At 69.7% G+C, this 12,173-nt stretch carries 12 protein-coding genes; 9 read left to right on the plus strand and 3 right to left on the minus strand.

What is annotated here, in order from left to right; genetic code table 11:
- The first annotated feature begins 396 nt into the window (after positions 1–396).
- The 6 genes from WMF39_RS44775 to WMF39_RS44800 all read left to right on the plus strand — a co-directional run bounded on the left by WMF39_RS44775 (position 397) and on the right by WMF39_RS44800 (position 6,055).
- The gene (locus tag WMF39_RS44775) at positions 397–1,371 is read left to right on the plus strand and encodes a decaprenyl-phosphate phosphoribosyltransferase (RefSeq protein ID WP_437742542.1); all 975 of its coding nucleotides are present in this window, start codon (positions 397–399) and stop codon (positions 1,369–1,371) included.
- Complete coding sequence (locus WMF39_RS44780; RefSeq protein WP_437742543.1) at positions 1,371–2,111, plus strand: CPBP family glutamic-type intramembrane protease; 741 nt, start codon at positions 1,371–1,373, stop codon at positions 2,109–2,111. Before WMF39_RS44775 ends, WMF39_RS44780 begins: the two co-directional genes overlap by 1 nt.
- 102 nt (positions 2,112–2,213) lie before the next feature.
- The gene (locus WMF39_RS44785; RefSeq protein ID WP_437742544.1) at positions 2,214–2,876 is read left to right on the plus strand and encodes an NUDIX hydrolase; all 663 of its coding nucleotides are present in this window, start codon (positions 2,214–2,216) and stop codon (positions 2,874–2,876) included.
- On the plus strand, positions 2,876–3,823 hold the full coding sequence (locus WMF39_RS44790; RefSeq protein ID WP_437742545.1) for an NAD(+)/NADH kinase: 948 nt from the start codon (positions 2,876–2,878) through the stop codon (positions 3,821–3,823). Before WMF39_RS44785 ends, WMF39_RS44790 begins: the two co-directional genes overlap by 1 nt.
- Positions 3,824–4,133: 310 nt before the next feature.
- Positions 4,134–4,469 (plus strand): HU family DNA-binding protein, encoded by a 336-nt coding sequence (locus WMF39_RS44795; RefSeq protein ID WP_012240887.1) that lies wholly within the window; start codon positions 4,134–4,136, stop codon positions 4,467–4,469.
- Positions 4,470–4,618: 149 nt separating this feature from the next.
- Positions 4,619–6,055 (plus strand): ABC1 kinase family protein, encoded by a 1,437-nt coding sequence (locus WMF39_RS44800; protein ID WP_437742546.1) that lies wholly within the window; start codon positions 4,619–4,621, stop codon positions 6,053–6,055.
- 78 nt (positions 6,056–6,133) lie between these two features.
- Here the strand turns inward: WMF39_RS44800 and WMF39_RS44805 are convergent, their stop codons facing one another.
- On the minus strand, positions 6,134–6,805 hold the full coding sequence (locus WMF39_RS44805; protein WP_437742547.1) for a hypothetical protein: 672 nt from the start codon (positions 6,803–6,805) through the stop codon (positions 6,134–6,136).
- Positions 6,806–6,881: 76 nt separating this feature from the next.
- Here WMF39_RS44805 and WMF39_RS44810 point away from each other — a divergent pair, with 76 nt between their 5' ends.
- Positions 6,882–8,183 carry a citrate synthase gene (locus WMF39_RS44810; protein WP_437296081.1) on the plus strand — a complete coding sequence of 434 codons (1,302 nt, stop codon included), beginning with the start codon at positions 6,882–6,884 and terminating at the stop codon, positions 8,181–8,183.
- Between the two features lie 92 nt (positions 8,184–8,275).
- Here the strand turns inward: WMF39_RS44810 and WMF39_RS44815 are convergent, their stop codons facing one another.
- Complete coding sequence (locus tag WMF39_RS44815; protein WP_437742548.1) at positions 8,276–9,481, minus strand: protein kinase domain-containing protein; 1,206 nt, start codon at positions 9,479–9,481, stop codon at positions 8,276–8,278.
- A 91-nt stretch (positions 9,482–9,572) separates the two neighbouring features.
- On the minus strand, positions 9,573–9,794 hold the full coding sequence (locus tag WMF39_RS44820; RefSeq protein WP_437296083.1) for a hypothetical protein: 222 nt from the start codon (positions 9,792–9,794) through the stop codon (positions 9,573–9,575).
- Between the two features lie 157 nt (positions 9,795–9,951).
- Between WMF39_RS44820 and WMF39_RS44825 the strand changes: the two genes are divergently transcribed.
- Entirely contained in the window at positions 9,952–11,052 is a 1,101-nt protein-coding gene (locus WMF39_RS44825; protein ID WP_437742549.1) for a hypothetical protein, read from the plus strand.
- A 73-nt stretch (positions 11,053–11,125) separates the two neighbouring features.
- Positions 11,126–12,154, plus strand: coding sequence for a WD40/YVTN/BNR-like repeat-containing protein (locus WMF39_RS44830; RefSeq protein WP_437742550.1), 1,029 nt, complete (start codon positions 11,126–11,128; stop codon positions 12,152–12,154).
- Positions 12,155–12,173 lie beyond the last annotated feature (19 nt).

The following is a 12,173-nucleotide window of genomic DNA, read 5'->3' on the forward strand; positions in this document are numbered from 1 at the left end:
ACCCAGATTCGCGACCTCACCGCGAGGCCGCAGGACCGGGTGCGCTGCGCCACGTTCTTCCCGGTTCGTGGCCTGGAGGGGTGGAGGGGCTTCGGCGCTGCCGCTGGCGCTCGGTTTCGTCGGTCCCGGGCGCCAGCGCCCCCTGTGCTTTTAACTTGCCGCGGAATGGCCGGGACCAGGGCGCCCGAGTATGCTCCGCGCGCCGTGACCGCCTCGGGGCCCTTTTTTCGCAACAGTGCCGCAGGCTTCCCTGATCAGGAGGCGCCCGGCGCCGAGGCTCGCCCGGATGCGGGCGCGCCGGACGCGCCGGCGCCTGCCGAGCAGGGCGGCTCGCCCGCTTCGGTGAGCTCCGTCCTCGCCGGCAAGCCTCCGTCGTCGCCTCCGCGGAGCGCCGGCGTGCCGAGCTCCCGTCCGCCGGAGAGCGGGCCCCCCTCGGGCGGCTTGATAGCGCAGCCGCCCCTGTTGCCCGACTCGCCGAAGGGGACGCTGCTCTGGCGTGTGCGCGGGATGGTCCGCGCAATGCGGCCCCACCAGTGGGTGAAGAACCTCTTCGTCCTCGCCCCCGTGGTGTTCGCCAAGCACCTGACCCACCCCTCGATCATCACGAGCGCGATCGGGGCCTTCGCGATCTTCTGCCTGCTCGCCGGCGCCGTCTACATCCTGAACGACATCGTCGACGTCGAGGCCGATCGGGTCCACCCGGTCAAGCGCTTCCGGCCGATCGCCTCGGGCCGCGTGCCGATCCCGGTCGCCAAGGCGATGGCGGTCGGCCTCGCGGTCATCGCGCTCGGCGCGAGCCTGCTCGGCCCGCCGCTCTTCGCGGTCGTCGCCGCCAGCTACTACGTCCTCAACGTCGCCTACTCGTTCCGGCTCAAGAAGATCGCCTACCTCGACGTCGGCTGCATCGCGATCTTCTTCGTGCTGCGCGTGCTCGCAGGCGGCTTCGCGACGAGGACGCCGCTCTCCGGCTTCATGATCGCCTGCACCGCGCTGCTCGCGCTCTTCCTCGGCTTCGGCAAGCGCCGCCACGAGCTCGCCTCGGCCAACGCCTCGAAGCAGCGCGCGGCGCTCGACGGCTACTCGCCTTCCGCCCTGACGGCGGCGCTCGCCGTGACGGGCCTCGCCACCTTCGCCACCTACCTGGCGTACACGCTCGACCACGACACGCAGCGGTTCTTCCAGAACCCGTACCTCTGGCTCACGGCGATCCACCCGCTCTTCGGCGGGATCCGGTTCCTCCAGCTCGTGGCCGGCAGCGCGAGGTCGGAGAGCCCCACCCAGGAGATCCTCCGGGACACGCCCTTCGTGCTGAACGTCGTCATGTGGTCGGCCGAGGTGCTGGTGATCGTGTACCGCCTGAGGCCGTCCTGATGCTCGGCGCCGGACCGGAGCTCGCCCGGCCGGGGGCGGCCCCTGCCGGCGACAAGCCCACCGCGAAGAGCGATGCGCTGACCGATCTCGCGCTGACGATGCCGATCTTCGTCCTGTATCACCTCGGCGTCGCCTTCCTCCCCATCCGCAACGCGGCGGATCCGGTCACCGCCGAGCTCCGCGCGCTGGCCAAGCACAGCCTCCCGCTCTACGCGGGCCTCACCGTCGCCGTCGGGGCCGCGTTCGTCCTCGTCCTTTCCATCCTCGGCCGCGGCCACGCCCTCCAGACGAGGCGCTTCGCGCTGCTCGCCGCCGAGGGCGCGCTCTACGCCATCCTGATGCGCTTCGCCGGCTCCTATGTGGTCGGCTCCCTCCGGCTGGGGCCGCCCGCCGCGTCGAACGACATCTTCACCGGGGTCGTGATGTCGCTCGGCGCCGGCTTCTACGAGGAGATCGCCTTCCGCGCCGGCCTCTACGGGCTCGGCGCGCTCGGGATCAAGTTCTTCTTCGGCAGGGGGGTCCAGGGGGTGGTGCTGATGGTCGGCTGGGCGGTCGTGGCCGCCGCCGTCTTCTCCGGCTGGCACTATGTCGGGTCGCTGGGCGATCCCTGGAACCTCCCCTCCTTCGTGTTCCGCATGGTGTGCGGGCTCGTTCTCACGGCGATCTACGTCTTCCGCGGCTTCGCGCCGGCCGTCTGGACCCACGCGCTCTACGACGTCTGGGTCCTCGTGCTCCGCTGAGCCCGAGGCCCCCCGGGCGCGGGGGGCGAGGTCGCGCCGGGCGCGGGGACGAGGCGCATCGCGATCGGCGGCCGTTTGGCGCTATGCTTTGCGCCTCGACGCATGCGGCTACCTCCCTTCCCGAAGCTCGCTCTCAAGCTGGTCCGGACGGTCCCCTCGCTGGACGGCCCTGGTTTCCTCAACGTGCGACGCCAGGTGTTCCGCGTCGAGTTCCCGGACGGCTCGCTGAGCGACCCGTTCACCTACGACAGCGTCGATCGCGCGCGCCTCGACGCGGTGGTGATCGCCCCGCACTACCGCGGCGCGGACGGGCGCCGTCACGTCTTCCTCCGCTCGGCGTTCCGGCCTCCGGCCGCGACCCGCCCGCCCGAGGCGTGGCCCATCCCGGAGGCGCCGACGCTCGGCGCGATCTGGGAGCTGCCCGCCGGGCTCGTCGAGCTCGACGAGCGGAGCCCGGAGGGCCTGCAGCGCTCCGCCGCGCGTGAGCTGCTCGAGGAGGTCGGCTTCGACGTGCCTCCGTCGGACCTCCACCCGCTCGGCCCGTCGACGTTCCCGGCGCCGGGCATGGTGGGCGAGCGGCACTTCTTCTTTCATGTCGAGGTCGACCCGGCTCGCCAGGGGACGCCGCTCGAGGACGGCTCTCCCCTCGAGCGGTTCGCGGCCATCGCGGCGGTCCCGCTCGACGAGGCGATCGAGCTCACCCGGCGCGGCGTGATCGAGGACGCGAAGACGGAGGTGGCGCTCCGGCGCCTCGCGGAGCTCTGATGGCGGAACGATCCCCCGCGCCCGCGCCGCGGCGTCCGCCCCGCGTCGCGCTCGTCGTGAAGCGCTCCGCCTGGAAGATTTACCGCGAGGAGCGGAAGGATCCGCGCATCACGCGGCTCATCGAGGCCGGCGACTCCGCGGTCGCGCGCCTCAAGGCGTCGCACGAGGCGCACGAGCAGACCGTGCGCGAGGTCAAGGCGGCGCTCGACGACCTCGGGGTCCAGATCGATGTCGTCGCCAGCGCGGCCCAGTCCTTCGACGCGGGCGAGCTCGACCTCGTGATTACGGTCGGCGGCGACGGGACGCTGCTCAGCGCGTCCCACAACGTCGGCGACGTGCCGATCCTCGGCATCAACAGCGCGCCGGGCCACTCCGTCGGCTTCTTCTGCGGCGCGACGAGCGGCGACGCGGCGGACGCGATCGCGGGGGCGCTGAGCGGCTCGCTCCGCAGCACCGTGCTCACCCGCATGCAGGTCACGGTGAACGACAAGCTCGCCACGGGGCGCGTCCTGAACGACGCGCTCTTCTGCCACATCTCCCCCGCGGCCACGTCGCGTTACGTGCTCCGGCTCGGCCGGGCCGAGGAGGAGCAGAAGTCGAGCGGCTTCTGGATCGGTCCTGCGGCCGGGTCCACGGCCGCGCAGCGCTCCGCGGGCGGGCGCGTCCTGCCGCTCACGTCGAAGCGGCTCCAGCTCGTCGTCCGCGAGCCCTACACCCCCCACGGCGAGGAGTACCGCCTCCGTCACGCCCTGATCCAGCCGGGCGCCTCGCTCGTCGTGCGCAGCAAGACGCACGACGCGAAGCTCTTCTTCGACGGGCCGATCCACTCGGTCAGCGTCGGCTTCGGCGACGTCATCGAGTTCACGCAGGCGCCCCAGTCGCTGACGATCCTGGGCCTCTCCGCCAAGCGGAAGTGGGGCGCGGGCTCGGCGGTGAGCCGCCGCTAGGCCCGCCCGGGCGACCAGGATCGCCTTCAACGGAAGGGGTTCGGGTGATCTCCTACGGCGAGCGCCCGGCATGCGACCTCCCTCGCGGCGGGCGCGCGAGGCCTGAAGAAGGGTCGATTTGAGCTGTTTTCCCGCGGATTTGACGGCCCGTGCCAGGGCCCCCCGGCCGTCCTTCCGGCGGAGCGGCGCGCCCCCCGGGGCATGAAACCCCTTCTTTTGTAGCTCCGATCGACGATTCGACACTGGATCTGCGGCGGCCGTTGTGGTTCCTTTGGCCCGCAAGAGGGCACAAACCTCAGGAGGAATGAACATGGCGGCCAAGAAGGCGGATGGGAAGAAGAGCACGTCGCTCAGCAAGAGCGCGCTGATCAACGCGGTGGTCGAGGCCAACGAGAACGAGATCTCGCGCAAGCAGGTCAAGGCGATCCTCGAGTCGCTGACCGACATCGCGTACAAGGAGCTCAAGAAGAACGGCATCTTCACGATGCCCGGCTTCGCGAAGTTCCGCGTCGTCAAGAAGCCCGCGACGAAGGCGCGCGAGGGGATCAACCCCTTCACGAAGCAGCCGATGACGTTCGCGGCCAAGCCGGCCAGCAAGTCGGTCCGCGCCCGCCCCATCAAGGCGATCAAGGACTCGCTGTCCTGAGCCTGCCCGGCTCGCCGGAGGGCTCCGCTGCGCGGCGGAGGTCCGCGGCGGCCCCCTCGCCGGGATTCACCCATCGCCGGCGGGCGAGGGCGAGCACCGCTGGCCCCGCGCGGCCCCTGCGGTAGCATGGTGCGGCTGCTTTGCCGCACATGACGCTCGCCGTCCGACTCTTCCGCGCGCTGCTCGCGTTCTCGGTCATCCTGACGAGCTACCTCATTCAGCTGGGGCTCGTGCGGGTGTTCGCGAGGCGCCTCGGGCGCGGCTCGCCTGCGGGTGAGCCGCCTCGCTGGCTCGTCGCGCGCCGCGCCCGCGTCGATCAGAACAACGCCCGGCGCCTGCTGCGCGCCATGCTCCAGCTGCGGGGCGTCTTCATCAAGCTCGGCCAGGTGCTGTCCATCATGGGCGGCTTCTTGCCTCGTGCTTATGGCAAGGAGCTCGAGCAGCTCCAGGACCAGGTGCCGCCGCACCCGTTCAGCGATCTCGAGGCCGCGCTGCGCGCGAGCTTCGGCCGCTCTGCGGGCGAGCTGTTCGCGTCGATCGAGCGCGCGCCGCTCGCGGCCGCGTCGCTGGGGCAGGTCCACGTCGCGCGCCTCCGCGACGGCCGCAAGGTCGCGGTCAAGTTCCTCTACCCCGGCATCCGCGGGATCATCGCCGTCGACCTGCGCGTCCTGCGCCTCGCGATCCTCGTCTACAAGCGGTTCGTCCCGGTGGGGCACATCGAGCGGGTGCACGAGTCGCTCGTCGATCTGCTCCGCCGGGAGACCGACTACCTGCACGAGGCCGCGTGCATGGAGCGGATGGCGCAGAATTTCGAGGGGGACGCGGGCGTCGCGTTCCCGGAGGTCATCCACGAGCTCACGACGCGCGACGTGCTCACGATGACCTTCATGGAAGGAATCAAGATCACCCGCCTCGACGCGCTCCGGAGCGCGGGCGTCGAGCCCTCGGACGTCGCGCTCAGGCTCGTGCAGGCCTTCTACAAGATGCTCTTCGCGGATCGCTTCTTCCACGCCGATCCGCACCCGGGGAACTTCCTTGTCGCCGCGCGGCGCGCGGAGGAGGGCGGCGGCTTTCGCCTCGTCGTCCTCGACTTCGGCGCGAGCTGCGAGGCCCAGGACGAGCTCATCGACGGGCTGCTCGACATCCTGAAGGGCATCTTCGCGCAGGACGACGCGGCGGTCGTGCGCGGCTTCCGGAGGATGGGCTTCGTCGCGCCCGGGGGCAACGACGCGCTCCTCGAGAGGACCGTGAAGACCTACTTCGCGAAGCTGCTCAAGATCCGGGATCGCACGCCGGCGGCGCTGATGCGCGCCCGCCCCGAGCAGCTGGAGCGGCTCGCGGACCCCGAGCTGGAGCGCGGTGAGCTCCAGGAGCTGATGCGGTCGTTCGAGTACCCGGAGGACTGGTTCTATGTCGAGCGCGCTTGCGTGCTCCTCTTCTGGCTGGCCGCCCAGATCGATCCCCACCTCGATACGATGGCGGCCGGCTTCCCGTACCTGATGCCGCTGATGGCGCAGCGCGAGGCCAAGGCCGGGTCCGGCTCCGACGGGTCGGACCCGGCGCCGCGCCGCTCGCCTGCGGATTGAGCCGAGGGCCATCACCACGCTCAACACGCGTTTCGCGCGCGTTTCGCAGGTGTTTCATTTGCGCTCTTCCCCCGTGCGCTACGGTGTTGGGAGCGGGCTGAAGCGCGGGCCGGGGCGGGTGAGCCCGAGCTGCGCGAGGAAGGGCGCATAACTCGAGTCCCGATCAGCCATGATCTCCGCGAGCCTCATCTTGACTGCGGCGATCCCTGCCCCTTCAAGGCGTCGGTAATTGTCCTCGGCGGGGTCGACCGCAGGCTCGACGCCTGCCCCCGCGAGGACGGTCCCAGTATGGTTCAGCCCCTCTGGAATCGTTTGTACAAACGGATCTGGCGCGTGTCGGAGGAGACCGACGAGCCGGTGCGAGTTCGTCTCGTCCCCCGCCATCTCGGGGTGGAACGCGGCGAGCACCGGCGCGGGGCTGAGGCGCCGCCGCAGCTGTTCACCCAGGCGCGACGCGAAGCGCTCGAACTGGGGCGACGGAGCATGGATGCACGGGAAAACCAGGTGCACCACCGCGGAGTCGGCCTCCTCCATGACCGCCAGCGCCGTCTCCAGGACGGGCTCGCGATCGAGCAGGACGTAAAAGCGTCCGAATCCGGTTGCGGCGTCGCGCATGAACGGGCAGAGCCGGTAGCGAGCGACAACCTCGTCGGCGTAACGCCCGTGGACACGCCGCACCTCGGCCGCAAACCGAGGCGCCTCCGGGTGGTGGGCCAGCTCCCCCCGCACGACCGGCTCGCTCAAATGCATCACCTCATTTTCTCGGGGAAGCATTCTTCCCTCGGCCCGTGATAGCTTACGCCGCGCTGCGGCGGAAGGAGGAGGCGTGCAGGAGACCGCGAAGTTAACGCTGAAGAAGAACGGTGGGGAGCAGACGATCGAGTTGCCTGTGATCACGGGCACCGAAGGGGAGAAGGCGATCGACGTCGCGTCCCTTCGTTCGAAGACCGGGTACGTTTGCATCGACCCGGCCTTCGTCAATACGGCCTCGACCACGAGCTCCATCACGTTCCTCGATGGGGAGAAGGGCATCCTCCGCTACCGCGGCATCCCGATCGAGCAGCTCGGCGAGAAGTCGACCTTCGTGGAGACCTCGTACCTCCTGATCTACGGCAAGCTGCCGAGCAAGAGCGAGCTGTCCCGGTTCTCGACGCTGCTCACCCGGCACTCGCTGATCCACGAGGACATGAAGCGCTTCTTCGACGGCTACCCGTCGACGGCGCACCCCATGGCGATCCTGTCCGCGATGGTGCTCTCCCTGTCGAGCTACTACCCGGAAGCGATCGACGTGAAGAACACCGAGCACCTCGACATCACCATCGCGAGGCTGCTCTCCAAGGTGCGCACGATCGCGGCGTTCTCGTACAAGAAGTCGATCGGCCAGCCGTTCGTCTACCCGCACAACTCGCTCTCGTACTGTGCGAACTTCCTGAACATGATGTTCTCGGTCCCGGCGGAGCCGTACGAGATCGACGAGGACATCGTGAAGGTGCTGAACCTGCTCCTGATCCTGCACGCCGATCACGAGCAGAACTGCTCGACGTCGACGGTGCGCCTCGTCGGGAGCTCGAAGGCGAACCTCTTCGCCTCGGTCGCCGCTGGCATCTGCGCGCTCTGGGGCCCGCTCCACGGCGGCGCGAACCAGGAGGTCGTGACGATGCTCGAGGCGATCCGCGCGGACGGCGGCGACGTCTCGAAGTTCGTCAAGCTCGCGAAGGACAAGACCTCGAACTTCCGCCTGATGGGCTTCGGCCACCGCGTGTACAAGAACTACGATCCGCGCGCCGTCCTCATCAAGGCGGCGGCCGACAAGATCCTGGCGAAGCTCGGCATCAAGGATCCGTTGCTCGACATCGCGCAGCGCCTCGAGGAGACCGCGCTGAAGGATCCGTACTTCGTCGAGCGGAAGCTCTACCCGAACGTCGACTTCTACAGCGGCATCATCTACCGCGCGCTCGGCTTCCCCACGAACATGTTCACCGTCATGTTCGCGCTCGGGCGCCTCCCCGGCTGGATCGCCCACTGGAAGGAGATGAACGACGACCCGACCGGCAAGATCGGCCGTCCGCGGCAGATCTACACCGGCGAGAACGCCGTCGACTACACGCCGCTCGACGAGCGCGAGTGACCGCAGCGGGGCCCAGCGGCCCCGCCGGCATCTTCCACCGACGATCCCCTGCACCTCTGACGAGCGCGCCCTTGGCGGCGCGCTCGTGGCCCTCAGCGGCTGAACACAAGCAGGACGACGATCACCGCCACGATGACGCCCGTGACGAGCGAGGCGCCGCCGACGAGCAGGAGCAGCTTGCCCGTCGAGAGCTGCGAGAGCGACGCGCCAGCGCGGGAGGGCGCTGACGGGTTGTCGTCGAGCGTTCGCTCCGGTCGGCTCATCGAGTGCGAATGGCGAGGGGCCGCGGCCGGCTCCACCACGGTCGGCTGCGGGCGCGCGCTCGGCGAACCGCCGGCATGCAGCGGAGGCGCCGGCTGAGAGATCGGCTGGCCGGCGCGGATCCGCCCCTCGATGACGGCCTGCGCGTAGGGAGGCAGCGCGCCTGCGCGTACAGCGCGGACGTCCGCGCGCATGGTCTCGGCGTTCGGGTAGCGATGGAACTTGATGAACGCCAGCGAGCGATCGACCACGGCCGCGACGGCGGGCGAGATCCCGGGCGCGATCGAGGCGAGCGGCGGCGCGGCCTCGGTCGCGGCGGCGATGACCTCCATGGCCTCCGTCACCTCGCCGTGCACCTGTCGGCCCGCGAGCAGCCGGAACATCGTCGCTCCGAGCCCGAAGAGATCGGTGCGCCCGTCGATGTCGTGGATCAGCCCCGTCGCTTGCTCAGGCGCCATGTACGTCGCCGTGCCCATGATCATGCCCGTCTTGGTCGCGGTCTTCTCGGGCAGGCCGGTGAGCCCGTCGACGACGCGCGCGATGCCGAAGTCGAGCATGCGCACGCGCCCATCGTTGCCGAGGTGGATGTTCTCGGGCTTGAGATCGCGGTGCACGACGCCGCGCGCGTGCGCGATCGCCAGCGTCTCGAGCACCTGGTCCGCGAGCGCGAGCACCTCGCCGGCCGGCATCGTCCCGGTGCGCGCCATCCGATCGAAGAGCGTCTCTCCCTGGAGCGCCTCCATCGTCAGGTAGGCGAGGCCCTCCTGCGTTTCGCCGGAGCCGAGCACGCGCACCACGCCGGGCACCGCGTCCGCCCCGCCGAGCGTGTTGCCGATGAACCCCTCGCGCAGGAAGCGCTTCCGCACCTCCGTGATCGCGTTGAGCTCCGGGTGCAGCACCTTGAGCGCGACCTGAGAGCCGTCCGCCGCACGCCCGAGCAGCACGCTCCCCATGCCGCCGGTGCCGAGCACGCGCTCGATCCACCACGTCCCGGCGAACGTCTTGCCGACCCAGTGCTCCGCGTCGTCGTCGTACACGAGAGGCGCCCTCTTTCGACCAGCGGCCATCCGAGGAGAGAGATCTCAGCGGCGAAGCCACTGGTAGGCCGCTCCGCTGCGCTCGCGCAAGCTAATTGATGGAGGTCGTGCCGAAACGGGGGTCGTCGTCAAGCCGCTCGGCCGCTGCCTTGAGCCCGGAGGCGACGCCCCGGAACGCGTCCGCTGGCATGCGAAACGTCACGCCAGGGCCGATGAGTGTCACGTGCACGGTGCCACACCCGCACCGGGTGATGCGTGTCGCCTCGTTCGAGGCGAGCTCGGTGTGTGGACCGCATTTCTTGGGCGCCGCCATGGTTGAACCTCTCCCACATCCTAGCAGCACCGGCCAGCGCTCGGCCACGGCGCCCCGGAGCCCGACGGAACCATGCCCGCCGCGCGACACGAACGCCCTGAAATTGTGCAGCCGTGTATATCTCTCCTCATCGCGACGCGATTGCCCGGAGGGACTCATGGCTGTTCGATGCCTGACGCTTGGTTTGCTTCCTGTCGTGCTGGGGATCGTGGCCTGCGTTGAGGGGGGCGGGGGCGTGACGCCCGCGCCGGTCGACGAGTCGCTGCTCGATGTGCCGCCGGTCGGCCAGGGCTTCCAGATGCAGACCGAGGAGACCGAGGTGCCGGCGGGGGTCGAGCAGCAGGACTGCTACTTCTTCAAGGTCAGCGAGCTCGCCGCGTCGAACGGGCTGGACCCGACCGCGCCCGTGAACCTCCACCGCGTGCAGATCGCGCAGCGCGACGGCTCGCACCACATGAACATCTTCCGCGTGAAGACCGTGAAGGGGCTGGGGCCGGAGGGCGGGCTCATCCAGAAGAACCAGAACGGGGTCGGGGAGTGCTTCAAGAGCCCCAACTGGGCCGACTGGCCGCTCATCGCGAATTCGCAGCAGAACGGCCAGGTCGACTGGGAGTTCCCCGAGGGCGTCGCGAACGTCCTCGCGCCCGACGAGTGGCTGATGCTGCAGACGCATTACGTGAATGCGACGTCGCAGAAGACCCCCGAGGCGGTCGGCCGCGTCCGGGTGAACTTCTGGGCGCTGCCCGCCGCCGAGGTCAAGGCCGAGATGGGCACCGTCTTCGCGACCAAGCAGTCGATCCGTGTCTGTCAGTCGAACCCGACGCCCACGTTCGAGGGCTCGTGCCAGATCAACAGCCCCTCTCCCGTGAAGATCATCGGCGCCAACGGCCATTTCCACAGCCGAGGCACGCGGTTCGATATGTATGCATGGGACGGCAAGACCATCGGCACGCCTCCGGCCTCGGATCGCTTCTACACATCGGACGCGTGGGACGACCCGCCGATGCTCATCGCGCCGGAGCTCGACAGGGAGCTCCCGACGAACGGCGGCGTCTGGTACGGATGCACCTACGAGTGGCAGCAGCCGGACCCGTCCGTTGGGTGCAAGGGCCTCGACGACTACGACGTGTCCAAGAACGGGACCGCCGCAGAGTCGCTCGATTGCTGCTACACGTTCGGGCCGATCGTCGAGAAGAACGAGCACTGCAACATCTTCGTCTATTACTATCCGAAGCAGACCGACGTGTTCTGCAACTGAGCCCTCCATGGCGGCGCGCCGGCAGGACCTCTCCAGGCGGGTCTTCACTCCCATGCGCACCTGCTTTCACTCCATGGCTCTGGCGACGCTCGGCGCGGTCGCCCTCGCCGGCTGCCCCGGCGATCCTGCGAGGCCGCCCGAGCAGGAGCCGCCGGCGTGGCGCGTGCTGCTCGACGAGGGCGATCTCGACCGCGCGGTCCTCTCGATCTGGGGGACGGCGCCCGACGACGTGTTCGCCGTCGGGGGGCCGCTCGGCAACACGGGCCTCCAGGCGCTCGCGCTGCACTACGACGGGGCGAGGTGGCGCGAGCTCCCGGCGGGCGGGGATACGACCTTCTGGTGGGTGGCCGGCTCCGGTCCGCAGGACGTCTGGATGGTCGGCGAGCGCGGTCGCGCCGCGCGGTGGGACGGCGCGACGTTCACCGAGCACGCGACGGGGACGGAGGCGACGCTGTGGGGGGTGATCGCGTTTTCACCCGACGATGCCTGGGCGGTTGGCGGCATGCCCGGCAGCGGCGCGGATGCGGAGAAGGACATCGTCCTCCGCTGGGACGGCAGCGCATGGTCGCGAGAGCCGCTGCCGGCGGCGACCGGCCGGGCGCTCTACAAGGTATGGGGCGAATCTTCCGAGGATCTCTATGCCGTCGGCGAGTTCGGCGTGATCTGGCACCGCTCGGGCTCGACCTGGGAAGTGCAATCCGATCCGCCGATCGCGCAGGGCACCCTGTTCACGGCCGCCGGCTGCAGCCGTGAAGAGGTATACGCGGTCGGCGGGAGAGACGTGCTCCGCTCGGACGGCGCGTCGTGGCGCAGGCTCGAGATAGAGCTCACCAACGACGTGAACGGCGTCGCCTGCGGCCGCCCGGGGGAGGTCGCGATCGTCGGTTATGGAGGGCTCAAGCAGCGCCTCGCCGACGGGGCCTGGATCGATGAGTTCACCGAGGAGCCCTACGCCGATCTCCACGCCGTCTGGGCCGACGGGGAAGGGGCCTTCTGGGCGGTCGGCGGGGACTTTCTTAGCCAGCCGACACCCGGCAGAGCCCGCAAGGGCGTGGTGGCGCGCTACGGAACAGGGCAAATCGCCGACACTGTGAGCCGCTGATCACCACGTCGCAGGTGTC

The sequence above is a fragment of the Sorangium sp. So ce1504 genome (assembly GCF_051521635.1).
GTDB lineage: Bacteria > Myxococcota_A > Polyangia > Polyangiales > Polyangiaceae > Sorangium > Sorangium cellulosum_B.

Coding starts and splice junctions, on each gene's coding strand:
- WMF39_RS44785 (WP_437742544.1), top strand. CDS start 2,214: ATGCGGCTACCTCCCTTCCCGAAGCTCGCTCTCAAGCTGGTCCGGACG.
- WMF39_RS44790 (WP_437742545.1), top strand. CDS start 2,876: ATGGCGGAACGATCCCCCGCGCCCGCGCCGCGGCGTCCGCCCCGCGTC.
- WMF39_RS44800 (WP_437742546.1), top strand. CDS start 4,619: ATGACGCTCGCCGTCCGACTCTTCCGCGCGCTGCTCGCGTTCTCGGTC.
- WMF39_RS44820 (WP_437296083.1), bottom strand. CDS start 9,794: ATGGCGGCGCCCAAGAAATGCGGTCCACACACCGAGCTCGCCTCGAAC.
- WMF39_RS44795 (WP_012240887.1), top strand. CDS start 4,134: ATGGCGGCCAAGAAGGCGGATGGGAAGAAGAGCACGTCGCTCAGCAAG.
- WMF39_RS44805 (WP_437742547.1), bottom strand. CDS start 6,805: ATGCATTTGAGCGAGCCGGTCGTGCGGGGGGAGCTGGCCCACCACCCG.
- WMF39_RS44780 (WP_437742543.1), top strand. CDS start 1,371: ATGCTCGGCGCCGGACCGGAGCTCGCCCGGCCGGGGGCGGCCCCTGCC.
- WMF39_RS44825 (WP_437742549.1), top strand. CDS start 9,952: ATGGCTGTTCGATGCCTGACGCTTGGTTTGCTTCCTGTCGTGCTGGGG.
- WMF39_RS44830 (WP_437742550.1), top strand. CDS start 11,126: ATGGCTCTGGCGACGCTCGGCGCGGTCGCCCTCGCCGGCTGCCCCGGC.